Here is a 24,917-nt window from a genome sequence, read left to right as displayed (position 1 = left end):
TGCCCTGATGCGTACGTTAAAAAGCATAGATAGATATGCCCTTTCGAATACATGAATGTGCTTAGCCAAAAAAAACGGCCGCCCCCATCCCTGAGAGCAGCCGCTTTTTTCTCACTGGCAACGCCAGCTCACTCACTCATCAATTCAGCACAACTTTCCCGGCCTTGCTGGCTTTGCGGCGGCTCGACACGATCAAACCCGCTGCGACGACCAGAATGCTCAGCAAGCCGGTGGCGATGATTTCCATGCGGTGGCCTTCCTGGAACAGCATGATGGTCAGGACTGCGACGATGAACACGATCACCGCCCAGGTCAGGCCCGGGAACAGCCACATGCGGAAGTCGATGGCCTGGCCTTCTGCTTCGCGCTTACGGCGCATGCGCAGTTGCGAGACGGCGATCACCAGGTACACCAGCAGCGCGATGGCGCCGGAGCTGGCGAGCAGGAAGTCGAACACGGCAGCCGGTGCGACGTAGTTGGCGAACACGGCAACGAAAGCCGCGGCGGTCGACAGCAGCACGGCCCAGTACGGGGTGCCGGCTTTGCTGGTGCGCTGCGAAACGGCTGGCGCATCGCCGCGCTTGCCGAGGGAGAACAGCATGCGCGAAGCGGTGTACAGCGCCGAGTTGAGGCAGCTGGTGACAGCAACCAGAACGACCAGGTCTACGATCAGCTTGGCGTTCGGGATGCCCATCAGGTCGAGCACGGTCTGGTAGGAACCGACTTCAGCCAGACGGCTGTCGTTCCATGGCACCAGCGCCACGACCAGAAAGATCGACACGAGGTAGAACAGGCATATCCGCCAGATCACCGAATTGGTGGCCTTGGTGATCTGCTGGCCCGGGTTCTTCGATTCCGCCGCTGCGATGGTGACGATTTCGGTGCCCATGAACGAGAACATGGTGGTCAGCATGGCAGCCAACACGGCACCCATGCCGTTCGGCAAGAAACCGTTGGTGTCCCACAGGTGGCTGACGCCGCTGACCTGGCTGCTTGGCAGCAGACCGAACATGGCCGCAATGCCCAGAATCACGAAGCCGATGATCGCCAAGACCTTGATCAGCGCGAACCAGAACTCGAATTCACCGTAGTTCTTGACGCTGAACAGGTTCGTCGCAGTCAACACCAGCGTGATGACCAGGGTGAAAGCCCAGATCGCGATGTTCGGGAACCACGCGTGAAGGATGGTCGCCGCAGCGTTGGCTTCCAGCGGAATCACCAACACCCAGAACCACCAGTACAGCCAGCCGATGGTGAAACCCGCCCAATGACCGATCGCACGATCTGCGTAGGTCGAAAACGAACCGGTGTCCGGCGAAGCCACTGCCATTTCGGCCAACATGCGCATCACAAGAACCACCAGCGTACCGGCTGCCGCGTAGGCCAGCAGAACTGCTGGACCCGCTTCGGCAATGGCGTGACCAGAACCGACGAAGAGACCCGCACCGATCACACCTGCAATGGAGAGCATGGTGATGTGACGCGGTTTGAGCCCCTGATCGAGGTTTGAAGAATTTGGGGTACTGCTCATGTAAGCAACCTTTAAGAATTTTTATACGGATCAGAGCGGTTTGCGACCCTTCGTAAAAAGATCACAACAGCACTGTTATTTATTTTTTACGCAAGAATTACGCCAAGATATTTCAAAAGCGACGTCGTGCGCGGATATGCCCGCTGCAGAGGCGTTTGATAAGTGTCTGAGGTGAATAGCGTTTTGCCATTTCTGTAGGAAACGTTACCAACCGCAACAGGATAGAGACGTTTTGTCGCACCGAAAATACACACTTAGCGACATAAAGCACCAAATTGGCGCAAGCTTACCCTTTCCCGACACTCCATCTGGCCGAAACACCCTTCCCCACGGCGTTTAAAGCTGGCACCATCGCGCCCTTTTTGCGCAGGGCCAGCTCGTTTGCCGTGCGCCATCAGTACCGAACACACGAGGTTTCAACATGGCCCAGGCAACGCCCGCCCTGGAAATTCGCGATTTGCATAAACGCTACGATCAGCTTGAGGTGCTCAAGGGCATCTCGCTGACTGCACGGGACGGCGACGTGATTTCAATTCTGGGCTCGTCCGGTTCTGGCAAGTCGACGCTGCTGCGCTGCATCAACCTGCTCGAAAACCCGCACAAGGGTGAAATCCTCGTCGCGGGCGAAGCCCTCAAACTCAAAGCTTCGCGCAAGGGTGAACTGATCGCTGCCGACACTCGTCAGATCAATCGCCTGCGCAGCGAGATTGGCTTCGTATTTCAGAACTTCAATCTGTGGCCGCACATGACCGTACTCGATAACATCATCGAGGCGCCGCGCCGGGTTTTGGGGCAAACGAAGGCCGAGGCGATCGAAGTGGCAGAAGCGTTGCTCGCCAAAGTGGGCATCGCGGATAAACGTCATGTGTACCCGGCACAACTGTCGGGCGGCCAGCAGCAAAGAGCGGCCATCGCCCGTACGCTGGCCATGCAACCCAAGGTGATTCTGTTCGACGAGCCAACCTCTGCGCTGGACCCCGAGATGGTGCAGGAAGTGCTCAGTGTGATTCGTGGCCTGGCCGAAGAAGGCCGGACCATGTTGATGGTGACTCACGAAATGAATTTCGCCCGGCAGGTGTCCAGTGAAGTGGTCTTCCTGCACCAGGGGCGCGTGGAAGAACAAGGATCGCCGCAGCAGGTCTTCGATGACCCGCAGTCGGCTCGCTGCAAACAATTCATGTCCAGCAATCGCTAACGGAGCAACATCGATGCAGACCCTGAAAAACATTCTGGTGGCCGCTCTTCTGGTCGTCGCCTCCAGTGCCGTTGCTGCCGACACCCTGAAAATGGGCATCGAGGGCGCTTACCCCCCGTTCAATAACAAGGATGCCAGCGGCCAGGTCGTGGGCTTCGACGTCGAAATCGGCAACGCCCTGTGCGCCAAGATGAAAGTCACCTGCGAAGTCGTCACCTCGGATTGGGATGGCATCATCCCGGCGCTGAACGCTCAGAAATTCGATTTCATCATCTCGTCGATGTCGATCACGGAAGAGCGCAAGCAGGCCGTGGACTTCACGAACCCGTACTACTCGAACAAACTGCAATTCATCGCGCCAAAAGCCACCAACCTGACCGGCGACGCCGCTGCGATCAAGGAAGCCCTGAAAGGCAAGACCATCGGCGCCCAGCGCGCGACCCTGTCTGGCACCTGGCTGGAAGACAACTGGGGCGATGACGTGACCGTCAAGCTCTACGACTCGCAGGAAAACGCGTTTCTCGACCTCACTTCCGGTCGCGTCGATGCCCTGCTGGGCGACAAATACGCCAGCTATGAGTGGCTGAAGAGCGACGCAGGCAAGAACTTCGAATTCAAGGGCGAGCCGATGTTTGGCGAAGACAAGATCGGTATTGCCGTGCGCAAGGATGATCCGCTGCGCGACAAGCTGAACACCGCCCTGAAAGAAATCATCGAAGACGGCACCTACAAAAAGATCAACGACAAGTATTTCCCGTTCAGCATCCTCTGACCCGCCTGACCAGCATCGCCGCACTCACCCTGCGGCGGTGCCGATCCGTTAACCAAGCAAAGCCATGAACTTCGATCTCCAAGGATTCGGCCCGGCCCTGGCGGCTGGCATGCTGATGACGATTCAACTCGCGCTGTCCGCCCTGTGCCTGGGCCTCATCCTGGGACTGCTCGGCGCCCTCGCCAAAACCTCGCCCAACCGTATTCTGCAATGGATCGGCGGGACGTATTCGACGCTGGTGCGGGGCATTCCCGAGCTGCTATGGGTGCTGCTGATCTACTTCGGCACCGTGAGTTCGATGCGTGCCATCGGGCATGTGTTCGGCATCCCTAACTTGTCGCTCAGCGCCTTCGCGGCAGGCGTCATCGCTCTGGGCCTGTGCTTCGGCGCATACGCGACTGAGGTGTTTCGCGGCGCCATGCTGTCGATCCCGAAAGGGCATCGCGAGGCAGGGCTGGCGCTGGGCATGTCCCGGTCGCGCATCTTCATCAAACTGGTCATGCCGCAGATGTGGCGCATCGCATTGCCAGGCTTGGGCAACCTTTTCATGATCCTGATGAAGGATACGGCGCTGGTATCGGTGATCGGGCTTGAAGAAGTCATGCGACACGCGCAGATCGCCGTCACGACTACCAAACAGCCGTTCACCTTCTATATGGTCGCGGCGTTTATGTACCTGGGCATGACAGCAATGTCGATGATCGGTCTTGCGTGTCTGGAACGGCGTGCATCGGTGGGTTTTGTGAGGAGCGCGTCATGAGTTGGGAATTCGTCCTCAGGTGGCTGCCCAAATTGCTGCAGGGGGCAACGCTAACACTGGAGTTGGTGGCCATCGCCGTTGTGGCGGGACTGATCCTGGCGATCCCGATGGGCATCGCTCGCGCGTCCCGTAATGCCTACGTTCGCGCCCTGCCCTACGTCTACATCTTCTTCTTTCGCGGCACGCCGTTGCTCGTTCAACTGTTTCTCGTCTATTACGGCCTCGCCCAGTTCGAAGCCGTGACGCAAAGCGCGCTGTGGCCGTACCTGCGTGAACCGTTTTTCTGCGCCGCGCTGACCATGACGCTGCACACCACTGCATACATCGCCGAGATCCTGCGCGGCGCGATCCAGGCCGTGCCACCTGGCGAAATCGAGGCTGCCCGTGCACTGGGCATGTGCAAGGGCAAAGCGCTGGTTCACATCATCCTGCCTCGCACAGCCCGTATCGGCCTGCCCGCTTACAGCAACGAAGTCATTCTGATGCTCAAAGCCAGCGCTCTTGCCAGCACCGTGACACTGCTCGACATCACTGGGATGGCCCGCACGATCAATGCACGGACCTACATGCCAGAACAGACGTTCTTCATCGCGGGCGTGATCTATCTGGTGATGTCGTTTGTGCTGGTACAGGGCTTCAAACTGCTAGAGCGTTATCTGCGGGTGGATGCGAGCCAAAGACGCTGAGGTTTTCGGCTACTGGCGGTAGACCCGCTTTTGATTCTGCCCGGAGGGCGTAGGAGCAAGCTTGCTCGCGATCTGGCGCGCAGCGGCAGCAAAATCTACAACGTGGTGTACCTGAACAACGAGGTCGTCCGGTTTTGCTCTGGCAAGACTGCCACCCTCATCGCAAAGCCCGTAAGCTTGCCCTCACAGCCTAAATCACCGCCCAGCCCATGCCCGCGCATACCGCCGACCTCACATCCCGCTTCCTCGCGCTCGACGCCTTCCTGCTCGCGCATCAACACCTGTGGCGGCCGAAACCCTTCACCCATCGCCATTTGCCGTGGGAAGCCGAACACCCGGCGTTATCCACATGGCTGCGCCAGCGCTCGCTGGAAGAGGCCGAAGCGGCCCACAACCATCCAGAAACCCTCGACGCGCCAGAGCCCTTCGCGCAGCTCGCCAGAGAATCCAAAGCGCTTAGCGAAATCGACGCCCTGCCGACCCACGCTCTGAACGCCATCTCCTCACGCATGAGCGTCGACGTGCCCGGTCGCAAATGGCAACAGATCGAAGCCTTCGCCAGCAGTCTGAGCTTTCGGAAAGCGCCCACGCACTGGCTCGACTGGTGCTCCGGCAAAGGCCACCTTGGCAGACGACTCGCACACGATGGCCAGGCCCTGACCTGCCTCGAATACGATGCCACGCTGGTTGAAGCAGGTCGGCAACTCAGCCACAAGCTCGGCGTTCAGGCGGCGCATCTGCATCAAGACGTCATGGCCGAAACGGCGGCCCACCAACTCGCAGCCCACCACACCCCCGTCGCCCTCCATGCCTGCGGCGACCTCCACGTGCGCCTCATGCAACTCGCGAGCGAGGCAGACTGCCAACAGATAGCCATCGCCCCCTGCTGCTACAACCGCATCGCCAGTGACCACTACCAAGCCCTGTCAAACGAAGGTCAGGCATCAAACCTCAGCTTGTCACTCGACGACCTCGGCCTGCCCCTCAGCGAAACCGTCACCGCAGGCGCCCGCGTTCGTCGCCAGCGCGACATCTCCATGGCCCGCAGGCTGGCATTCGACCTGCTGCAACGCCAACTGCGCGGCATCGACAACTACCTGCCAACGCCCTCGCTCCCCAGCGCCTGGCTCGACAAGCCCTTCAACGACTACTGCCGCGACCTCGCCGCGCTCAAACAACTGCCCGAGCCCGGCAACCGAGACTGGTCCGCCCTTGAAGCAACCGGCTGGCAACGATTGGCCGAAGTCCGCAACCTCGAACTGGTCCGCAACCTCTTCCGCCGCCCCCTCGAACTCTGGCTCACCCTCGACCGCGCCCTTTACCTGCAACAACGCGGTTACGAAGTGCGGATCGGTACGTTTTGCCCATCACACATCACACCTCGAAACCTGCTCATCCTGGCCGAACGGAAATGACCCGCTGGCGGCACGATGCCCTGTGGATAACTCTGTTGACGAAAATCCCACGAACACACAGAAAACCTGATTCGCAAACGATTTGCACGACTGGTCATTTTTTGATCACGTGTTAAATTTTTGAAAAAACAGTAGCTTGCGAACGAATGAGAAGAGTTCCACAAAACGGCCATTCGCCACGAGCTCGATGGACCGCTTGTGAATAACGGTAATCGCGACAGGTCATAAGCCTCGTAAAAAAACTTGAATTAGGGCTTTACTCGCCCGATCAAATCCCTATAATCAGCGCCCACAACGCCGGTATAGCTCAGTTGGTAGAGCAACTGACTTGTAATCAGTAGGTCCCGGGTTCGACTCCTGGTGCCGGCACCATACAAAACAAAGGCTCGCAGAAATGCGGGCCTTTTGTTTTTCTGCCATACGTACAAATGCACGTACAATTCGGCGCTCTCCTTTCTCAGGCCCAAAATTTTATCCACAGCCATGACCACCGGTCGGCTGTCATCTGCATCCCTGACCGACGGCCTGTCTGGATTCAATTCCTTCTTCTATATAGGTAGCCCCGCCGATGATTTTTTCGGCGACGAACCGCCCCCGCGCGACGGCTCTATGAGGGGTATTTTTTGACACCCAGCGTCAAGGAAACGCCCGCTGGTCGGCACTCTGGAACTACTCATAGATCGAATGAATCTTTCAAAATGCCATCACTTCAGTTTAGGTTGTGACGGACGACATATGTAGGCGGCATATTTGGGGAGATTTCTCCTATTGTTTTGGAGCCATTTTGCCATGTATGATCCGCGAGCAACTGTCAGCTATGTCTTTGAAGCGGTTAAAAAATGACCTATCCAGAGACGCTGATTGAGATGTCGGCGATTTTCGCTGTCTCATAAATCGCCACCACCCTGGGGGTGGCAATCAGGCTGAAGGTCGATTGACCTTCGATCCGGGTGGATGCCTGAGTTGGAATATCGACTCATATTGGAGATGAAACCGTAATGGCTATTACTTCTGCACAAGTACAACAGCTGTATGTCGCTTACCTGGGTCGCGCCGCCGACAAAGCTGGTCTGGACTACTGGCTGAACGAACTGAACGGTTCGACTACCGCCCCAGCTACCCTGACTCTGGAAAATCTGCGCGCTAACTTCGTTAATGAGCAACCTGAGTACGCTGATGCATACGCTGGGCTGACTCGCAGCGAAACAGTTTCCAAGATCTACCTGCAGTTGTTCGGCCACTCGGCTGACGCAGCTGGCCTGGCTTACTGGACCACCGGCGGCGGCGCTTCCGTTAACACCGACCAGTTGCTGCAAGCTTTCGTTAATGGCGCTTCGGCTTCCGACGCTAAAGTCGTGGCTAACAAGGTTCTGGTTGCTGAGGTTTACACTTCGACTGCTGGCTCCAACTACGCTTCTGCTGATGCTAAGTCCATCATCACCGGCGTAACTGGTGATCCGGCTACCGTTACTACTGCTCTGGGTCATCTGGGCGACGGTACTCTGTCCGGCCTGGCGATCCCAGCTGGCGTGGCAATCGTCAAGGCAGATGTCGTAGCTGACGCTGCAGTCGTTTCGTATGAAGCCTCTAAAGTTGCTTCGCTGACCGCGCTGAATGACAAAGTCGTTGCGCTGAACGCTGACTACAACGCATCTCTGGACGACATCACCGATACTGACGGCGACGACGCAATCAGCTACGATGAAGCTTCTGTTGCGCTGACCAACGCCACTGCACTGCGCGCTGAAATCGGTGGTTCGACCGCTCAACTGCAGTTGGATGCATCGACCGCAGCTACTGCTCTGGCTACCGCTCGCGCTAACTTGGTTAGCACTCATCCAGACGCTGTTACCGAAATCAACGCTTACAACGACGCTGTCACCGCGAAGGCCGCAGTTACTGCGCCGACTACCGGTCAGATCGATACCGATACCGCTGCTCTGCAGGGCGTGATCACCACCAACCAAACCGCATTCACCGCTGCTAGCGACGCTTACGTTGCTGCTGGTGGTACTGCAATTACTAGCGCTGACGCACTGTTCACCGCAATCAGCACTGCGGACGCTGCCACCCTGGCCAAGATCGACGCTGCTTTCAACACTGGCGTGTTCGCAACTACGTACGCTGGCGTGAAAACTGACGGCGTTGCACAAGCTGCGTTCAACGCTGCTGATGCTAAGCTGACTGCCGCTGAAGGTGTTGTTGGTACTGCCTATGTCAACGCTGCCGAAGCCAGCGCTAGCGCTGCAAAAATCGTTGCTGACGCACAAGCTGCTGACGCGCTGGTTGCTGAAGCAAACGCTGAAATCACCGCGCACGATGCTGTTCAAGCAGTTGCTACCGATACCCAGACCGCTCTGAACGGTATCACCACCGGCGTGAACGCTTACGCTCACGACGAAGCTGCAGTTGCTAACAACGCGACTGTAAACGGCACCGCTAAAGCTGACCTGTTCTTCTTCGGTACTGCCACTGGTACTGCTACTGCCAACGACTTCACCATCACCGCTTTCAACAAGGGTGATGCGATCTATGTTGGTGAAGGCTACACCTTCAACTCCGCTGTGACTGTAGGTACCGATGGCTATGCTATCGGCACCAACACTGCAGCTAAAGAAGTGTATTTCACTCAAGCTACAAACGGTACCGTAAGCGTCAACATTGAGACCAACGCAGTTGGTCACACTGCTGGCACCGGCACTACCGACAACGTCGCTGTAATCACTCTGACAGGTATCACTTCCCTGTCGGACGTGAGCTTCGCGAACGGCGTTATCACCAGCAACCACGTAGCTGCTTAATTAGCTAGATGGTTGTATCAGCTACAGGCCTTTGGGCCTCTAGCTGAATAAAAACCCGCCCTAAAAAGGCGGGTTTTTTTATTAGCGAAATCCGATAAGTTGAACAGTTACGCCGGGATCAAGAAATTTCAGGCAAAAAAAACCCTGCACCTTCGTCAAGGTGCAGGGTTTTCCAGTATCGACTTCGACTATTGGAGACAGTCGAGAACACTCTACCTGCGCGCCCCCCAAATGGCAAGTAGACAGCATGGGGGCAGCTCATCTTTGTCCGTTTGCATTACATGCCTGAGCAATGGGTCTCAGTTTATGGATGAGGGCCACACGCGGGTTGGATCGCTTCATCAGAGCCCATTTTATCAGTTACTTTTTACTGTCCAGAGCTGATCCAGCTTTGTCGTAAAACTCTGACTCATAAGATCTCGCCGCATAGCCCATGCGGGGTCCGCCGGCACACTCGCCGCACGTAACGTCCCCCTTCCCCACCGTCCGTTGATCTCATCGAGGACGCTCATCACTTTTTCAGCTTCGGCCGGTTGCGACTGGGCAAATAGGTCATCGGTAAATTCGCCAGGCCGCCGCAGATCCATCAGCAACACCTCGGCCTTGCTGTATTTGAAGCCCGGTCGAAACAGTCGATTGACCGCCTCGGATGCGGCCTTGGTCATCAGCCGGATATCGTTGGTGGGATATGGCAGTTCAACCAGAGCGCCGTTCGCGTATTTGGCCTCTTCAGGGTTGAACATGCCCGTGCGAATGCTGACACGGATCTTTTTGCACATGGAGCCTTGGGCGCGCAGCTTCTCCGCCGCGCGCTGTGTGTACGTGGCTACCGCTTCTTTGATCGGATCAATCTCGGTCAGCCGGGTGCCGAACATTCGGCTGCAGCAGATCTCCTGTTTCGGCGGGTCGGCCTCGCCTAGCTCAAGGCAGGGCGTGCCGGCCAACTCGCGAGCGGTTTTCTCGATGACCACACTGAATTTCTTCCTCAGGGTCCATGCATCGGCGTTGGCCAGGTCCATCGCGGTCTTGATCCCCATGCTTTCAAGGTGCGCCTTCATCCGCTTGCCGACACCCCATACCTCTCCGACGTCAGTATTCCGCAAAGTCCAGTCGCGCTTGAACGGGTCGCAGATGTCGACCACGCCGCCCGTTTTCGACAGCAGCCGCTTCGCCGTGTGATTCGCCAGCTTTGCCAGAGTTTTTGTCCGCGCTATACCGACCCCCACAGGGATACCAGTCCTCTGATAGATGGTTTCGCGGATCTTGCGGCCGAAGGCGGTCAGGTCGCCGGGAATACCGGTCAGATCTGCAAATGCTTCATCGATGCTGTACACCTCCAGCGCAGGAACCATCGACTCGATGACTGTCATCACCCGCTCACTCATGTCGCCGTACAGCGCGTAATTGCTGCTGAACGCTACGACACCGTGTCGGCGCAGGTGATCTTTGATCTGAAAATATGGTTGACCCATTTTCACAAAAGGCTTGGCGTCGTAACTGCGCGCAATGACACAGCCATCGTTGTTCGACAACACCACAATCGGGGTCTTGGCGAGGTCGGGCCGAAAGACCCTTTCACAGCTGGCATAGAAACTGTTGCAGTCGATCAGGGCGAAGACCGGCTCAGGCGTGGTCATGATCGCGAACGCTGTATTTCACAACGCCCCACATCATCAGTTCATCGCCTTCCATGATGTACCGCGAAGGAAACTTGCTGTTCTCCGACATCAGGATAATTGTGTTGCCGAGCTTGTGCAGACGCTTACACACAGGCTCCCCATTCACCGAGGCGATCACGATATCCCCGTGCACCGCATTCAGGCTGCGATCGACGATAACCAGATCGCCGCAAAAGATCCCGGCCCCTTGCATACTGTCGCCTTCTATTTTCACCAGGTACACATGAGGCGCGCGTATATCGAATAGCTCATCGAGGGAGATGTGCTTTTCGATGTGGTCGGCGGCCGGGGACGGGAAGCCCGCCGGAACCTTGAAGCCGTAAAGGGGAATTTTCTGGCCGGAGCCGGCCAAAGGGCCAAGGATCGTGACGCTCATGATGCGAACCTGTGAGTGGATGACTGTATGCATATACAGTTAACGTTCTGGTTCTTCTGCGGTCAATCTGATATTGGGAAAATTTCGACGGGTGACATCATGTGCGGACGCTACTCGATCTACGAGTCGATGGATCACTACCTGAAAGAGCTCGCGCCAGAGCAGTTGGTCATCAACGGCTATGACCTTTGGCCGATCGAGCGCTACAACGTCGCGCCGTCGACCCGAGTTGAAATCATCCGTCCGACAGAAGGCGGGTTGAGCGTGGATAAGGTGAAGTGGGGATGGTCGCCGTTCTGGGCGAAGAAGGACGCGAAACGCCCCGCACCCATAAACGCCAGGGTCGAGACGGTGATGACTGGGAAGTACTTCAAGCAGCTGTGGCCAAATGGGCGCGCGCTAGCCCCGGCAAACGGCTGGTTTGAGTGGGTCAAAGACCCGGAGGACCCGAAGAAGAAACAGCCCTATTTCATCAGGCTGAAGGTCGAAGGCCCAATGTTCTTCGCCGCGCTGGCGGAGGTGCATCAGGGTTTGGAGCCGGATCCACAGGACGGCTTTGTTATCATCACTGCGGATTCTGATCAGGGGATGGTGGACATTCACGACCGGCGCCCAGTGGTGCTGAGCCCGGAGCATGCGCGGGAATGGGTCGATCCCGAAACCACACCGGAGCGCGCCGCCGAGATCGCCAAGGAATGCTGCCGCCCGACCGAAGAATTCACGTGGTTCGAGGTCAGCAAGGATGTGGGGAATGTGCGTAATCAGGGTGAGCGCTTGATCGAACCGCTCAAGGAGGAGTAAGACCGCTCGTAGGCAAATCTGGCCTGACGACTTGCTATAAACGCTGACGCCACTCCTCCCGCGTATCCATCAGCCTTTCCAGATTTCCGTTGCAGCCCCAGTTCGAATCGAGCGTGTTGCGCGAGCTGGCGGTGATGCTGTGCGCCTCGTTGCAGCCCGGGCAGAAAACCAGAGCGCCCCGTCGGCGCTCCGGCGCAGGCAGCGGCCTCTGGTTTTGATTTCGCTCATGCCAGCGCTCTCTGCACCCCTTCAGCGATCACCTGCGGCGCGTAAGGTACGCTGCCGTTTTCGTGCTGGATGATCCCGGTGGTCAGCGCGATGAGCGTACGGAAATTTCGAATGTCGATCGGCTGATTGGGCTGCGCGCCCACGCTGGCGGCGACGGCCTTGATGTACGATTCGGTGTCGTTCTCACCGCTCGGTGCCCAGCGATTGATCACCTCGCGCACCGTATCGATACCCGCACCGCCCACTCCAGGCATCCCGTCTTTTCCCCGATAGGCCAGGATCAACTTGGCCAGCGCCCGAATACCGTTTTCCACGCTGTCGAACCGGGCAAACCGCTTCTCGATAGCCGGATCTGGACCGAGCTGGCCCTGCCATTGGTTGCGTGGGTTGTAATCAATGTTGCCGGGGTTGTTGTTGCGTACCCCTCGGGTAACTTGTGGCATCACTTTTCTCCAGGCGTAAAAAACCCGGCCTTGGCCGGGGTCTTGGTGTACGAAGTTGATCCGCCGAGCCTGACGCCCAGCCAGAAGATTGAGGCCCGCCATCGAGCCGTGCCGTCCCCGGTTGTCAGCGCGCGGTAGAACACCGCGTCGCAGTCGGCACGGGGCAGCACGCCCGTGGTGTAAAGCCAGTCGTGCAGGATCGCGGCGCGCATTCCGTAGCCAGCGAGCAGCCCGTAGAGCGCTAGGGTGACGATGGCCACAACCAGGAGCGCCGCGGCCAGCCAGCCCCAAGCGAAGACCCACCCAATCAGCGCGCCGATAGCAGCCCACCGGCAAACCTCTCGCAGGATGCGGATAGAGGCCAGGTCGCTGTCGAAGTCGGTGGGCACAGTCAGCACCCCGCGCACCAGATCGCTGTAGCTCATCTGTTCCTGGGTGGCCACATTCCATCGGCTTGTGAAGCGAACAGCCGGATGAGTATCAAACTTACCTGGCGGTGGCAGCATGCGTATCTCCACGCAGAAAACCCGCCGAAGCGGGTTATGGATTTGAGGGTAGATTTAGCTCAGCAGTACACGGAACCGCTCAATCGCTGCACCGTTATAAAGGAAGGTCTCAACCTGCTTGCTGCTGTGCCGGGATTTGTCCAGGCGGAATTCCCCATAGGCAGCAATCTTCATATCGTTCGCGTTCGCCAGACGGCCGATCTTATTTCCAGAAACGCCTAACAGCTCACCCACCTTCCCCGCTGACAGTAGAGCTTCCTCGACCTTCGGCAATGGAAGGAGGCGCTGCCCATATGCGAGCTCCGATACATGACTCAGTAATGCCTGCTTACTGGTATCACCCAGGTTTGGTAGGTGCTCAAGCGCTAGCTTTGCGAACGCAACGGCAGATTCGTCGTGAGTCAGCTGTTTCGAAGTCATGCCGTCATTAGCAGCGATAGAGTCGAATGAGCGAATCACATGGAGGCTGAACGCAGGGCTTATCCACATCGCGTATGCATATACCAGTTCTTTGCAGGCATAAGTGCCGGGAGCGCGACCGCCGCGAGCAGTCCTCAAACCGGGAATTCCCGTTTTGCCAATTTCTTCTGCCAGTTCCTTAGCCTGCCCAATCCTCATCCATTCATTTGGCGCATGACGTTTTTCCCCACCAGCTGCGCGATGGAAGTCATTCAGGCTGAAACGACTATCCTGATCTTGATGAATCTCGATACCCGCAATGACCAGAGCGCTCATGCTGCGACCCTCCGCATCTCGGCGGTACTTCGTCCGCGCAGCCGATCCGTGATAGCCAGAACAGCTGAGAACAAATCGTCGGTGCTGACCATTAGCCCACCAGATTCACCGAGCAAGGCCATGAACTTGGGAATCGTCATGATGCACGCATCAAAAGGCACAGATGTGATCTGCCTTTCTCCGTTTGCCCCGGCACTCACCAAGTAGCGTTCCGTGTGGCTGAGCTTTTCAGGAATGTTGATAGACTGGTGAGGCAGGTACTCTCCCTCGAGCGCATAGCTGCCGATGAAGTTGCAGGCCTGGTCGAACTGGCTCGCGGGAATCATCTCCGTACGTGGGACGTTGAACCGAGTATGGAGCCGGTTATGCATCACCAGTTGGAACCCTTGGCGCAGGTCAGGCGCAACCGCCTTGGCTTTATCGCGGATCAAGCCCTTGATGACGTTCAGTTCGCTCATACTGATGAGCTCATTTAAGAGCGTTGCCATCTTGCCATGGTCTTCGTACCGACCGTGTTTGCGGATGGCGGGCAGCACCTCGGCAGTCACCCATTTCTTGAAGCGTTTGGCTTCAACTTTGCGGCTAGTGAGAATCAGCGAGTAAAGACCTGATTCATTTACGACGCTCATATTTTGCCTGCCGCCAGGGGTGTTCATACTGTGAATACCCTTTTCATCATCGTCCAGGCGGCTCAAGGCGCGAGCGGTGTTGACGATCGCAAGTGCATCACAGACGTCAGTTGCTACAAACCAGGGCGAGCCGTCGATTAGCAAAGTGCGAACCTGCTGCTGGTCGAACCTGAACAGGATGAAAGCCGTTACATCTGTGATATTCTCGACCATGACGATTTCTTCCTCGAAGTTGATCTCGTTTCCTGAAGCCCTGGCGTCTCGTACACGCCGGGGCTTCTTCGTTTCATGCCAAAGGGCGTTCATTTAGCCCATCTCTCTGCATTGCCTCTCTGAGAGCTTTCGCCGCAAGCCAATTTTGGCTGCGCTCGTCCTCTTTCGCTTTCTTTTCCAGCCATGCCTTAACCTCTGGTTCAATCCGCAAAATCACCTGCGCCATATCTCGCACCTTCATAACGCCCTCCTAAGCACCGTGCTTTATGTCAATTTAAGCACCGTGCTTTATTGCAGTCAATAGCACGGTGCTTCATCATTCAAAGATGAGCAGAATAGATCCCCAAGTGAATTTAAGAATCCCGAAGCCTCTCAAGGAGGAACTCGAGGCTTTGGCTAAGCAAAACCGCCGGTCGCTCACCGCAGAAATTGTCGATAGGCTTGAAAAAAGCGTTGGCGATGTTGACGAAATGGGGGTCAGTGATCGGGAACGACTCGACCCTAATCATGCGTTTTACGTTCCTTACACCAGTGATCAGGTGACCACGAAGATCCATAGGGAACGTTTGCTCATCGGCCTCGACGCCCCCCTGAGCGCACAGGAAGAAAAAATCATGTCGGCGATGATCAAGGCGCTTCGCTACATTGGTAAATATGAAGAAGAAGGAGAGGAAGTAGTACCGCGGGGAAGCAAGGGGCCCAAACCGCGCAAACGCTACCCTAAAGAGTAGCGTCAGCAAAGCGTTGGTACCTTGTGACCGCGTTCATGGCAATACAACGCCAGCAAATGACGGACGCGAACCATCACACAAGAGTCGGCGTGCTGAAGGGTTTAAGTCAGGTCCAGTCCGCTCTCTGATATACCTCAGCAGCAAGAAAGATGCGCTCAGGAATGGGCGGCACAGCCCGTTGGATTCCAGTTTTCGCGTATCCGTTCGCTTCCATCACCGCGCACACCAGCGTGCCGATCGACCTCTTCAACGTGAGACGCTTTTTGTTGGGCTCAGTGTTCAAGATCGCTTCACCGCAAACCTTGACGATCCCCGCGATTGCCGGAAGCTCGAGTGCGTCAGTCACCACTCTCATGTTCGTGAACGCCTCCTCTGAGTTCACGAACTCGATGAAATTGAATGAATGCGCACGCAGTTCGTTGTATTGGGCCGGGTGGGTTTTGGCGAATGTCTCTATGTCGGCAGAGCGAAAAGCTGGCATGCATGGCACCTATCTGGATAGAGCCATCAGGATATTGTCGGCATGGACCTTTTACAAATGCACTCTCACGATCCCATTACGGCCAAGCCTAAACAGGCAACTCCAGCGCTGGCATTCCTACGAGGAAGGTGTCAAGGTCGGGCTGGGGCTTCTCGCCCGCCAGCACTGCGTTCAGCTCAGTATGCGCGTAATCCCACACCAGCGAGCGCCAGCGGCGGAAGGCCTGGCCGTCTGCCTGGAAGCGCGGAACGGCAGGCTCCTCAGCGTAAGAGATGGCTGTGAACAGGCTGTCATAGCCGCGCCCCTTCGCTGCCGAATCGAGCTGATTCTGAACCGCCTCCTCGTATCGGGAAATCACAGCCTCGACGAGCTCCTGCACCGGATCTGGATCAGGCGCCTTTGCCAGCTTCTCCCAGCCCTGCCCGGCCCAGCGCGCCACCTGTGTTCCGGTGAGCTTTGGCGGTTTGGTCGGCGTGCTGCGCTGGGGGAGCGCGCCGTCCTCGTCTACTTCCTGTTGGCCGATGAAAAATCCAGCGGCGTCCCATTGATAAAGGATCATGCGAGCTCCTTAGCTTTGATGTAAGCCGCAGTTCCAGACGTAGCGTTTATGAGAGGCAACGCAAATTGAGTAGATGTGTCGTACGGAAATTGCGGAGTAGCTATTACCAATTTGCCGTTTGAATTCTGACTATTGCCGACTAGAACGCCGTTCCCAGCGTCTACTATCTGAAAGCCTCCGCTGCCCTGACCGTTTACCAAAACGCTATCGTTTACGTTTTGCCAAACGCCGTTCCCTATATAAACCTGTAACTTTTGAATAGCGTCAACCGTGCTTCTTCGTACAAAAATAAATCCATAAGCAATAAACACCCACCAAAACGGCCCCGTGCTATATCCCGCGACAGGAAATACGGAGAATGACATGGCATCGTCCAAACTTCGGTAAACGCCATTTGAAGTCGCGCCAGTGGTGAGGACCCACGTACCGTTTTTATCAGTGCTAATGGAAATCGCCTGGCCGCTGATGGTTGGCCCAGCTACCCATGTGGCACCATAATTTGTGCTCTTGCGAAGGTTTGGCCCTTGGGCAAGCATTACACCTTTGCCGTTAGACTCAATGGCTATGGTCGCGCCCCCGTGCCCGAAATCTATAGCTCCGAAGCTTGCTCCGTTATTAGTGCTTCTTATTCCTTGGCCTGATCCTCCATTGGACCCTACAACCCATGTGTTAGCCCCGCAATATTTAACTCTGTTCCATGTGTAACCTGAAGGTGCTGCCGTTACAGTTACTGGCTGCCAAGTTTGGCCGTCGTCTGTGCTTCTGAGAAGTTGTGTCCCCGTACCGGCGATAATCCACGTACCCTGCCCATCGGTGTCCATCGAAGAGTTGATATTGCTGTTTGGCAACGCAACCGTAGCCCAGCTTACCCCGCGATTTGTGGATCTGCGCAAAGATGCAGTGCCGTTGAATGTCGCAAGGACCGTACCCGCTTGGCTCGCGCCAAAAGAGTTGTTGCCGATCCCTGATGGACCGCCTGAATCAACTTCAGGCCAGCTCAGCCCTACGCCACCCCCGATCAACCCAACCTTCGCGAACAGCTCGCTATAAGCAGACTGCAACCGGATTCCACCATCCGCCGGTAGGTATAGCGCGCCGGGGTTCCTTGCAGAGATCAGCACGTCACCGATCTGCTGGCCGGGGAATGCCCACTGCGGTGTCTTGCCGGTGCCGAGCATCAGCGCTTGGCCTGGCACGGCGCTGGTCTTGTCGATCAGGCCATCACCCCATGACACGTTCCCCGCGCTGTTGATCTGCAAAACCGTGAACGGCACGCGCCCACCGGGCAGGCCCGCAGCAGCGCCAGCTGCCTGAGCGGCGGACTGTGCTGCCGTGGCCGCCTGCTGGGCGAGCGTCACCTGATTCTTCGCAAGATCGACTTGAGCTTTGCCATTGCTGGTCGCATCGAGTGCAGATTGGGCTGCCGCTTTTTTGGAAGAGTCAGCGGCGCCTGCTGAGTCCGCCGCGCTCCCTGCGCTGGTAGCCGCCGACTGCCGGTACCCATCGACAGCAGATACCTGCTGACCGATCCACGTCAGCGCATAGTTGATCTCAGGGATGAATTTCTGCTGAGCAATTACGGTGTCGCCAGCCTTGGCGTTGTAGGTGTCTTCATCGTCAGTAAGCAGCGGAGGATCGGGGAACAACGTGAGCTGCGGTGGTTGTGGGGCGGCCATTAATTCAGGCTCCTGACAGAAAGGTTCTGGGTTCCCATACCGTAGGTAGGGAGTCCAACACTGAGGTCTTCGTACGTACCGGCGATGATTGTGTAATCCAGCTCGGACGAGCCGACGTAGAGCGCGGCGGTATCGCTCAGCTCATCAAGTGTTTGCAGCGCGCTGGAGACTTCATCGCCGATCATGACGATCTGGTAGTTCACCAACCTTCGCTTCCCGTGCTTGGTCATGGTGATGCTGCCGTCGAATTCCTCCTTGACGGTGGTGTAGTTCTTGCGCCCGAGCGTCGTGTCATACACCGCCGTCCCGATGACTACTGACCAGCCGAGAATGAGCATCCCGATTTGGGCGGTACGACCCGGCGCACTAACGATCAACCGCACGTCCGCATTACCTGCAGGTGGCAGATCGAGAACCGCCAAGTTGTCTCGCCGGGCAAACTTTCCAAAGAAGAACTGGTACCAGCCCACCCCCTTCTTTTTCGTCATGGCAAAAGTCTTGTCGTAGATCGGAGCGGGGCTCCCTGGGACCGTCACCACCACCCGGACGCTGGACGCGACGACGCCGACCAGACCCAGTGAGTTCACGCGCTTGCCGGGTCTGATAGTGAGATCGATACTTTCGGGATTTGAGGTGAATGTTCCAATAGCCCAGGTGTTGCCGATCTGCTTGTTAAACATTCGGTACTTGTTGACCCATCCCACTACAAACCATGCCGCCGGACTGACCGTGTCGGTCACAGGGTTGCGATTCGTGTGCGCTGCTACCGATTCGTAATTGATCCGGTCGATCGTTACCCTGTCGCCGACTTTGTAGGCGGTGTCCTTGTTCCACGCCCCGTAATCCATATCTGGCAGCGAACTCTGCACCAAGCGGGCTGGAGTTATTTCCAAACCTGGCACAACAATCATTTGGCTCATGCAACCACCTTGGTCTGAACAGTCCCCACAACTTGAGTGCCGACCTCTGCGAGCTGGCCGGTGTTGTCGCTGGTTTTACGCGCATGATCGGCCAGGACGGAAAGACCGTTGCGGATCTCGTCCCGGATCGCTCTCAGCTCGGCGACGGTTGTTCCATCCGAGGAGCCACTTCGCTGAGCGCTTGATGACGCCACCGCCCCAATCGTCGGGACAGATAGAACTGGACCGCCCGAGGCGAACGCAGGGATTTGCCCTGCGTTCATCTGGTCGAGCAGCCCGGTACCGAACATCCGTGTGGCCGCGGCTGTCATCACGTACTCGCCGTTCGATAGGCGAGCCACGATGCTGTCGCTTGTGCCGGTGCCAGGCCCGGTGATCAATCCGCCTGTGGCATGGCCTGGAAGACTGCCGTTGGCAGCGGCCGCGTTCTTGATGGCTTCGGCCAACTGCGCCACGGTCAATGCGCCGGACGACACCTGGTCAGCCCAATACTTCGCGCCTGCCGCATCTGCGGAGTGCCCGAGGACGGAGGTGTAAGCGTTTTTGATGGCGTCTTCTGCGGCGGCGTTCTTGATCGCACCGGGCAACTGGTCCAGTCCAAGCGCGCCCGACGCAACCTGCCCCTGCCAGTACGCCTTCCCGTCCTTGTCGGCGTTCCGGCCAAGCACGTCCTGATAAACCGAATCGATCAGAACGCCGTTGTTCGCCGCGGTGCCCTTGCCGCTCAAACCTGCAATTGCAGCGACAACCGCCGCATTCATGGCTTTGACGGCATCGGTCACGGTCAGTACCGAGTTGTCGACGCCGTTCAAGGCATCGAGCTGGGCTTGAGCGAACGCCAACTGGTCGTCCAGTGCTTTGAGCTGGTCCTGAAGTGTCTTGACCGTCTGCTCAGCGCTGGTCAGCTGCTTGCCATTCAACCTGTTCAGCTCTGCGACCACGTTCGCGGTGCGGCCCTGATCACGGTTGAAGTCCTCCAGGCTGGAATACAGATCAGTGTTGTTGTTGCTGACCGTGTCCAGCGCATCCGTCAGGCCGTCGAAACCAGCCAACGACTTCCCGGCTTGCGCCTGGATGAGCGCACTTTGAAGAGTGGCTTGAGCCTGGGCGCGCAGCATCCTGACGGCGCTATCCGAGTCACCGCGCAACGCCTTGAGCGCATTGCTGAAACTCGTGCTGATCGCAGTCAGGTCGCTTACATTGGCGTTGGCCGTGGCTAGCATGTCGTTGACCGATGTTTTCTGCGCATTGATTGCCCTCTGCAGCCCACTGAATGCGGCAGAAGCATTTCCGATCAGTTGCTGGGCGGCATCTGCGGCCGCCTGCTTCGCGGCGTCCGATTGCTGCTTGAGGATTTGGTAGGCCGTAGCAGCATCGCCGGACAGAGCCGTGAGCTGGATGAACAGCTGACGGCCCGCGTCGGTGGTGCTGTCGATGCCCTCCACCATCGCTCGGAACCCTTCCTTGCTATCAGGAAGCGTCACGTTCAGGTCAGAAAACTCCTTCCGGATACCCGCAAGGGTGTTCACCGCCCGTTCTTCATCCGTGAAAAACGCGTTGTAGTAAGTCTGGGTCGCGGTATTGAAAGCCTCCATGCCGCCGGCAAGCGCCACATACTGCTCAGCCAATTTGCCGCCCCAGATCGAGACGGGCAGCGCGTTGACGTTCAGCAGTTTGAAGGTGTCGTTGATGCTGTAGAGGTTGTTGACGAAGTCGGTGAGCTGATTGACGTTGTAGCCGTCGAGGTTGAGTTTCATCGACTTCGAGATCGCGCCGACCGCCTCGTTACCCAGCACTTCAAACCAATCTGAAATCAGCTGCGTGACTTGCTCCGAAGTCAGATCCTGTGTGCTGATCTGCTGGGCCGCGATGTTCAGGCCATCGAGCGCGCCATCCTTGACGTCCACGTGCAACTTGTCGAAGAGCCCGAAAACCGTATCCAACCGGCCGTCGAATGCATCCTGTAGCTGGCCTTGCAGCTGATCGTCGAGTGCCGTCAGCTGTGTCCGCTTTTTGTTACTGCCGAACAAGCCGCCTTTCTTTTTCTGGTACTTGAACGCGTACGCATCGAGGTCGCCATCTTTGACGCCGAGCTGAATGCCTGAGTTCTTGGTCACCCAGTCGCCCGCGAACAGTTTCGAACCACCGATGGAGCCCAACAGCCCCCCAATGACCGCACCAGCGGCTGTGCCGATCGGGCCGAAATACGAGCCTATGGCAGCGCCGCCTTTCGCCCCCAAGTAACCACCCGCAGCGCCAGCGGCGGCTCCCTTCGCGCCCGAGTTCTGATAACCCATGAACGCGCCACCGATAGCGCTCGCCCATGGCGCATAGGTACCAATGGCCTGGCCCGCGCCCGCAAAGGCGCCATTGCCCGCCTGATAACTGATCGGCGCGTAAGTCAGCGCGCTGCTGCCGTTGCTGATAGTCCCGAACAGTTGCCCAGCAGCCTGGTCCCAACCGGCGAGCACGCCGGAGGAATAACTGCCGAGACCGCTCCATGCGCCAGCAAGCCCGCCACTCTGGTAGCCGGTGTACAGCGCTTTGCCCCAGCCGGTTGCGGCGCTATACAGCGATGAAGCCCCGTTCAGCAGAGAGCCGACACCCGTACCGCCTCCGCCCCCGCCAGCAGACGCTGCTTGTGCGGCGAGGCCTCCGACGCCAAGCGACGCACCGATCTGCACGATGATGGGACGAGTGATCGCCATGTGCAGCACTTCGGCCAAGAACTGGTTAAAGCTGTCCTTGAACGAGCTGAAGAAGTTTCCGGACTTACCGAGAATCGACTTCCACATATCGGCGAACGCGCTGTCTACACGATCAACTGCCCCCTCTGTGAACTTCCCCCATGCTGAGGAAGCGTTCTTGTTTTCCTCATATTCGAGCCCCAGCCGCTGCAGGGCGGCCCGGTAGTCGTCGGCACGCTCCGGATACAGCTTCATCGCCGCGTTGAGCGCGTTCTGATCGTTGGTGTAATCGCGCAGCAGCTTACTTTCCGGATACAGGCGATCGAGGATGCTGCCAGCGTCACCGGCCTGTTTGAGGGTTTTGACTGCGTCCTGCTGCGCCTTCGTCGCGGCGAGCAACTGCTCATATTCCTTGCTGCCAGCCTCGATGTTTTTGTTCGCGAGCGTCGCCTGCATCGCTTTCTGGACGTTATATGCCTGCAATGCGTCGGCACCTTGAAGGGTCGCCTTCGCCTGGGCAATCAGGTCTGCCGTCTCCTTCCCGAGGTCGTAGGCCTGTTTGCTGACCGCCAAACGATCTTCGGCGTCAGCCTGCGCTCGAAGCGCCTTTTCAACCTCGGCGCGGGCCGCGGCGCCAGTCTTGAGCACCGCCTCCTCAACTTTTTGCTGAAGAGTGAGCTCGCGGCTTTTGTCGGTACCAGCGAGGTACGCATCCGCAAGGCCTCGTGCGGATGTAATAGCGATTTGGGCGTTGGCCTCCAAATCCGTCAGGGCTTTCTGCTGCCCTTCCGAGAGGCTGATTGCCTTCTGCGCCGCGCTGTTCGCATCGGACTTGGCTTTCGCTGCGGCTTGGTCCGCCGCTTTCTGTTTGTCGATGGCGGCCGCAGTCGTCAGAAGGGCCTGCCCCTCCTTGCTCGTCGCCGCGATGTTGTTGTCGGTCAGAACGCGGTTGGCAGCGTCGACAGCGGTTTTGTCCTGTAGGGTGTTGAGCTGCTTCTCCAACGACTTTTGCAGCGTGTTGACTGCAAGCGTCTGGTCCGCTGTGAGGCCGGTATTGACCTGTGTGACCTGTGAGCCCTTGTCCAGCTCTGTGCGATACAGGGCAGCGCGATCGGCAAGAAGATGCGTTCGTTGCTCCGCGGTCGAAAGCGCCCCGGCTGCATCTTGCAGGCTGCGCATGCCCTCTTCAGGAATGTGAAACCGCTTTTGCCAGTCGTCGATCGTATCTGAGAGGCCTTTCCCTGCCTTCCGCGCTTGCTCGGCATCGCCAGCGATCCGGGTGGCGACCGTGCTCCCGAGTACCTGTTTGGAGGTCTTCAAGAAGGCAGCGAAAGCCTCGTCAGCAGTCGATGCTGCTGACTCCTGCTCGCGTATGACACCTACCAGCGCACTGCGTTGCTGGTCCTTTGCCAGGTCCTGAAACGATTTGCGGACGTCATCGGTCGAGCGTTTCAGCTCGTCCATACCGGTGACGGCCGTTTTAGCGTTGCCGCCCATAGTGAGGAAGGCGACACCGGCGCCGATAGCCAAGGCCGCAATGCCTGCAGGACCGCCGAGTAACCCGAGCAGGCCCGCTCCCGCGCGCGCCAGAACCCCTTTGGCTGCAGCCGCCTCAGCTTGTGCAGCAGCGTTGGCTTGGGTCGCCGCCGTGTCCCGCGCCATTGCGCCAGCAGCCGCAGCAGACGCCACGCCTTGCGCTTGGGTTGCTTTGGCCTCGGCCGTGCGTGCGGCGGTCAACTCCAACTCCACGGCCGCCAATGAGTTCTTGAGCTGTGTTTCCTCCGCCGACCCGGCAGCCAACGCCGCTTGATAGCCCAGGGACTGCCGGACTGCCTCGAGGTTCGCTACACGAGCTACAGCCTCTGCTTGCAACGCGGTGGTTGCACTGGCAGCCGCTACTGCCTCACGTAGCTTCGCAGCAGCTCCCTCAGCGGCTACAGCTGCCTCTTCAGCTTTAGCGATTGTGGAAGCTTTCGTCGCTGAAACGTTTTGGAGAAATGCTGCCGTGGCCAATCCGGCGGACGTCACCGCATCAATCGCATACTTAGCAAATGCGGCAGCCAGCTTCCCGCCCAGCGCTGCTGCCAGCACGTCAATATTCTCAGCGAGGAACGCGATCGTCTCCCCTACCTTCTGTGCACCGCCATCGTCCCGCAGGTGCGCCAGCCCCTTGGTTACGCTTTCGATACCAGGGAGAAGCCCGACCACCAATTGCTGGCTCGCACCTGAGAAAGTGCCTTGCAGGTCCTTCACCGCCTGACCAGCATCCACCAACCGTTCAATACTCAGCTTGGAGATGACCAGACCGAACTTTTCTGCGCGGTCACCCAAGTCTTTGAAGCCTTTTCCGTTGCTCTGCAGCAAAGGAATCAGCGCGGTGGACTCGTCGCCCATGGCCTCCATATAGGTGGTCAGTTGCTGCTGGTTCAGACCCGCTTTTTCCAGCGATGTGTAGTAAAGCTGGAGGGCTTGAGGCCCGGAAAGATTCTTGAATTGCTCGGCGGTAACACCAACCTTCGGCGCGATTTCGTTGAAGAAATCCGCCATCTCACCGCCGCCACGCTGGATGAATTCACCCACGCGATCGTTCACATCTTTGAGAATGTCGCCCAGCTTGTCCTGTTCGATTCCGACAGTTTTAGCGCCGTACGCCATCCGCTGGAATTCTTCGACAGAAGCGTTCGAGACGGACGCAAGATTCTTCACCTCGCGAGCATGGTCGATGGTGCTGCTGGTGAGCGCGACGAGGCCCGCGATCGATCCGACCGCAGCGATATTGAAGCCGCCAAAAGACGATGCAGCTGAGGTGATCGCCTCATACAGTGTCTTCGCGCTGTCGCCCGCACGATCAAACGCTTTGTCGACCTTGCCCAGGCTCGAGTCGATTTTTCCGGCGTTCTGCGCAACGGCCGCTTCGCCGCGCGCCATTTCCTGACGGAGTTGGGCCGTGGTGGCTTCAATTCGGACCAGCAGGCCTTGAACATCTCCGTCAGCCATTCACTTTTCTCCAGGCATAAAAAAACCGGCACATGGCCGGATGAGTTGAGGTAATGCTCAGTTGCGACAGGATTGGTATTCAACCCTGCTTGCGGG

The 24,917-nt window shown here is 57.7% G+C and carries 21 protein-coding genes and 1 tRNA gene; 9 read left to right on the top strand and 13 right to left on the bottom strand.

Annotated features, from left to right (window positions below; genetic code table 11):
* Positions 1-139: 139 nt before the first annotated feature.
* Positions 140-1,531, bottom strand: coding sequence for a GABA permease (gabP, locus tag ACIQAL_RS13460; RefSeq protein WP_341960640.1), 1,392 nt, complete (start codon positions 1,529-1,531; stop codon positions 140-142).
* Positions 1,532-1,952: 421 nt separating this feature from the next.
* Between gabP and ACIQAL_RS13455 the strand changes: the two genes are divergently transcribed.
* From ACIQAL_RS13455 to ACIQAL_RS13425, 7 genes are all read left to right on the top strand, one after another.
* Complete coding sequence (locus ACIQAL_RS13455; RefSeq protein WP_401146016.1) at positions 1,953-2,726, top strand: ABC transporter ATP-binding protein; 774 nt, start codon at positions 1,953-1,955, stop codon at positions 2,724-2,726.
* 13 nt (positions 2,727-2,739) lie between these two features.
* Positions 2,740-3,498: an ABC transporter substrate-binding protein gene (locus ACIQAL_RS13450; RefSeq protein ID WP_401146014.1), complete on the top strand. Its 759-nt coding sequence runs from the start codon at positions 2,740-2,742 to the stop codon at positions 3,496-3,498.
* A gap of 64 nt (positions 3,499-3,562) precedes the next feature.
* Complete coding sequence (locus tag ACIQAL_RS13445) at positions 3,563-4,258, top strand: ABC transporter permease (RefSeq protein ID WP_401146012.1); 696 nt, start codon at positions 3,563-3,565, stop codon at positions 4,256-4,258.
* On the top strand, positions 4,255-4,944 hold the full coding sequence (locus ACIQAL_RS13440; RefSeq protein ID WP_401146010.1) for an ABC transporter permease: 690 nt from the start codon (positions 4,255-4,257) through the stop codon (positions 4,942-4,944). Before ACIQAL_RS13445 ends, ACIQAL_RS13440 begins: the two co-directional genes overlap by 4 nt.
* A 209-nt stretch (positions 4,945-5,153) precedes the next feature.
* Complete coding sequence (locus ACIQAL_RS13435; protein WP_401146007.1) at positions 5,154-6,359, top strand: methyltransferase; 1,206 nt, start codon at positions 5,154-5,156, stop codon at positions 6,357-6,359.
* Positions 6,360-6,655: 296 nt separating this feature from the next.
* Positions 6,656-6,731, top strand: a tRNA-Thr gene (locus ACIQAL_RS13430).
* Positions 6,732-7,357: 626 nt separating this feature from the next.
* Positions 7,358-9,160: a DUF4214 domain-containing protein gene (locus ACIQAL_RS13425; RefSeq protein WP_401146005.1), complete on the top strand. Its 1,803-nt coding sequence runs from the start codon at positions 7,358-7,360 to the stop codon at positions 9,158-9,160.
* A gap of 356 nt (positions 9,161-9,516) precedes the next feature.
* On the opposite strand, the gene ACIQAL_RS13420 is transcribed toward ACIQAL_RS13425, so the two are convergent.
* On the bottom strand, positions 9,517-10,797 hold the full coding sequence (locus ACIQAL_RS13420) for a Y-family DNA polymerase (protein ID WP_401146002.1): 1,281 nt from the start codon (positions 10,795-10,797) through the stop codon (positions 9,517-9,519).
* Complete coding sequence (locus ACIQAL_RS13415) at positions 10,784-11,215, bottom strand: LexA family protein (protein WP_401146000.1); 432 nt, start codon at positions 11,213-11,215, stop codon at positions 10,784-10,786. The genes ACIQAL_RS13420 and ACIQAL_RS13415 overlap by 14 nt, the downstream gene beginning before the upstream one ends.
* A gap of 99 nt (positions 11,216-11,314) precedes the next feature.
* On the opposite strand from ACIQAL_RS13415, the gene ACIQAL_RS13410 reads away from it, so the two are divergent.
* Complete coding sequence (locus ACIQAL_RS13410; RefSeq protein WP_401146226.1) at positions 11,315-12,016, top strand: SOS response-associated peptidase; 702 nt, start codon at positions 11,315-11,317, stop codon at positions 12,014-12,016.
* 224 nt (positions 12,017-12,240) lie between these two features.
* Here ACIQAL_RS13410 and ACIQAL_RS13405 read toward each other — a convergent pair whose 3' ends face one another.
* Genes ACIQAL_RS13405 through ACIQAL_RS13385 form a run of 5 tightly spaced genes read right to left on the bottom strand, consistent with a single transcriptional unit; the run spans position 12,241 to position 15,011 of the window.
* A complete protein-coding gene (locus tag ACIQAL_RS13405; RefSeq protein ID WP_401145998.1) occupies positions 12,241-12,687 on the bottom strand; it encodes a structural protein P5 in 447 nt (148 codons plus the stop codon).
* On the bottom strand, positions 12,687-13,193 hold the full coding sequence (locus ACIQAL_RS13400; RefSeq protein ID WP_401145995.1) for a DUF1353 domain-containing protein: 507 nt from the start codon (positions 13,191-13,193) through the stop codon (positions 12,687-12,689). The genes ACIQAL_RS13405 and ACIQAL_RS13400 overlap by 1 nt, the downstream gene beginning before the upstream one ends.
* Before the next feature lie 54 nt (positions 13,194-13,247).
* Entirely contained in the window at positions 13,248-13,928 is a 681-nt protein-coding gene (locus ACIQAL_RS13395) for a KilA-N domain-containing protein (RefSeq protein WP_401145993.1), read from the bottom strand.
* The gene (locus ACIQAL_RS13390; protein WP_401145990.1) at positions 13,925-14,863 is read right to left on the bottom strand and encodes a Bro-N domain-containing protein; all 939 of its coding nucleotides are present in this window, start codon (positions 14,861-14,863) and stop codon (positions 13,925-13,927) included. Before ACIQAL_RS13390 ends, ACIQAL_RS13395 begins: the two co-directional genes overlap by 4 nt.
* On the bottom strand, positions 14,844-15,011 hold the full coding sequence (locus ACIQAL_RS13385; RefSeq protein WP_401145988.1) for a hypothetical protein: 168 nt from the start codon (positions 15,009-15,011) through the stop codon (positions 14,844-14,846). The genes ACIQAL_RS13390 and ACIQAL_RS13385 overlap by 20 nt, the downstream gene beginning before the upstream one ends.
* 85 nt (positions 15,012-15,096) lie before the next feature.
* Here ACIQAL_RS13385 and ACIQAL_RS13380 point away from each other — a divergent pair, with 85 nt between their 5' ends.
* A complete protein-coding gene (locus ACIQAL_RS13380; RefSeq protein ID WP_401145987.1) occupies positions 15,097-15,501 on the top strand; it encodes an Arc family DNA-binding protein in 405 nt (134 codons plus the stop codon).
* A 106-nt stretch (positions 15,502-15,607) separates the two neighbouring features.
* Here ACIQAL_RS13380 and ACIQAL_RS13375 read toward each other — a convergent pair whose 3' ends face one another.
* The 5 genes from ACIQAL_RS13375 to ACIQAL_RS13355 form a co-directional block, all read right to left on the bottom strand.
* Positions 15,608-15,982 carry a hypothetical protein gene (locus tag ACIQAL_RS13375; protein ID WP_401145985.1) on the bottom strand — a complete coding sequence of 125 codons (375 nt, stop codon included), beginning with the start codon at positions 15,980-15,982 and terminating at the stop codon, positions 15,608-15,610.
* An 88-nt stretch (positions 15,983-16,070) separates the two neighbouring features.
* Positions 16,071-16,541 carry a hypothetical protein gene (locus ACIQAL_RS13370; RefSeq protein ID WP_401145983.1) on the bottom strand — a complete coding sequence of 157 codons (471 nt, stop codon included), beginning with the start codon at positions 16,539-16,541 and terminating at the stop codon, positions 16,071-16,073.
* Complete coding sequence (locus ACIQAL_RS13365) at positions 16,538-18,217, bottom strand: WD40/YVTN/BNR-like repeat-containing protein (RefSeq protein WP_401145981.1); 1,680 nt, start codon at positions 18,215-18,217, stop codon at positions 16,538-16,540. Before ACIQAL_RS13365 ends, ACIQAL_RS13370 begins: the two co-directional genes overlap by 4 nt.
* Positions 18,217-19,137 (bottom strand): hypothetical protein, encoded by a 921-nt coding sequence (locus tag ACIQAL_RS13360; protein ID WP_401145980.1) that lies wholly within the window; start codon positions 19,135-19,137, stop codon positions 18,217-18,219. The genes ACIQAL_RS13365 and ACIQAL_RS13360 overlap by 1 nt, the downstream gene beginning before the upstream one ends.
* Positions 19,134-24,821: a DUF4214 domain-containing protein gene (locus tag ACIQAL_RS13355; protein WP_401145978.1), complete on the bottom strand. Its 5,688-nt coding sequence runs from the start codon at positions 24,819-24,821 to the stop codon at positions 19,134-19,136. The genes ACIQAL_RS13360 and ACIQAL_RS13355 overlap by 4 nt, the downstream gene beginning before the upstream one ends.
* Positions 24,822-24,917: the final 96 nt, after the last annotated feature.

Origin of the sequence: Pseudomonas sp. NPDC088368, from assembly GCF_044753445.1 — a bacterium.
GTDB lineage: Bacteria > Pseudomonadota > Gammaproteobacteria > Pseudomonadales > Pseudomonadaceae > Aquipseudomonas > Aquipseudomonas bambusae.
This window is presented reverse-complemented; position numbering and strand designations above follow the sequence as displayed.

Bases quoted from the DNA above. Each gene is read 5' to 3' on its own strand.
- ACIQAL_RS13365 (WP_401145981.1), bottom strand. From the start codon at position 18,217: ATGGCCGCCCCACAACCACCGCAGCTCACGTTGTTCCCCGATCCTCCG.
- ACIQAL_RS13355 (WP_401145978.1), bottom strand. From the start codon at position 24,821: ATGGCTGACGGAGATGTTCAAGGCCTGCTGGTCCGAATTGAAGCCACC.
- ACIQAL_RS13370 (WP_401145983.1), bottom strand. From the start codon at position 16,541: ATGATCCTTTATCAATGGGACGCCGCTGGATTTTTCATCGGCCAACAG.
- ACIQAL_RS13380 (WP_401145987.1), top strand. From the start codon at position 15,097: ATGAGCAGAATAGATCCCCAAGTGAATTTAAGAATCCCGAAGCCTCTC.
- ACIQAL_RS13445 (WP_401146012.1), top strand. From the start codon at position 3,563: ATGAACTTCGATCTCCAAGGATTCGGCCCGGCCCTGGCGGCTGGCATG.
- ACIQAL_RS13360 (WP_401145980.1), bottom strand. From the start codon at position 19,137: ATGAGCCAAATGATTGTTGTGCCAGGTTTGGAAATAACTCCAGCCCGC.
- ACIQAL_RS13375 (WP_401145985.1), bottom strand. From the start codon at position 15,982: ATGCCAGCTTTTCGCTCTGCCGACATAGAGACATTCGCCAAAACCCAC.
- ACIQAL_RS13425 (WP_401146005.1), top strand. From the start codon at position 7,358: ATGGCTATTACTTCTGCACAAGTACAACAGCTGTATGTCGCTTACCTG.
- ACIQAL_RS13390 (WP_401145990.1), bottom strand. From the start codon at position 14,863: ATGAACGCCCTTTGGCATGAAACGAAGAAGCCCCGGCGTGTACGAGAC.
- ACIQAL_RS13405 (WP_401145998.1), bottom strand. From the start codon at position 12,687: ATGCCACAAGTTACCCGAGGGGTACGCAACAACAACCCCGGCAACATT.
- ACIQAL_RS13385 (WP_401145988.1), bottom strand. From the start codon at position 15,011: ATGAAGGTGCGAGATATGGCGCAGGTGATTTTGCGGATTGAACCAGAG.
- ACIQAL_RS13410 (WP_401146226.1), top strand. From the start codon at position 11,315: ATGTGCGGACGCTACTCGATCTACGAGTCGATGGATCACTACCTGAAA.
- ACIQAL_RS13395 (WP_401145993.1), bottom strand. From the start codon at position 13,928: ATGAGCGCTCTGGTCATTGCGGGTATCGAGATTCATCAAGATCAGGAT.
- ACIQAL_RS13420 (WP_401146002.1), bottom strand. From the start codon at position 10,797: ATGACCACGCCTGAGCCGGTCTTCGCCCTGATCGACTGCAACAGTTTC.
- ACIQAL_RS13435 (WP_401146007.1), top strand. From the start codon at position 5,154: ATGCCCGCGCATACCGCCGACCTCACATCCCGCTTCCTCGCGCTCGAC.
- gabP (WP_341960640.1), bottom strand. From the start codon at position 1,531: ATGAGCAGTACCCCAAATTCTTCAAACCTCGATCAGGGGCTCAAACCG.
- ACIQAL_RS13415 (WP_401146000.1), bottom strand. From the start codon at position 11,215: ATGAGCGTCACGATCCTTGGCCCTTTGGCCGGCTCCGGCCAGAAAATT.
- ACIQAL_RS13400 (WP_401145995.1), bottom strand. From the start codon at position 13,193: ATGCTGCCACCGCCAGGTAAGTTTGATACTCATCCGGCTGTTCGCTTC.
- ACIQAL_RS13455 (WP_401146016.1), top strand. From the start codon at position 1,953: ATGGCCCAGGCAACGCCCGCCCTGGAAATTCGCGATTTGCATAAACGC.
- ACIQAL_RS13440 (WP_401146010.1), top strand. From the start codon at position 4,255: ATGAGTTGGGAATTCGTCCTCAGGTGGCTGCCCAAATTGCTGCAGGGG.
- ACIQAL_RS13450 (WP_401146014.1), top strand. From the start codon at position 2,740: ATGCAGACCCTGAAAAACATTCTGGTGGCCGCTCTTCTGGTCGTCGCC.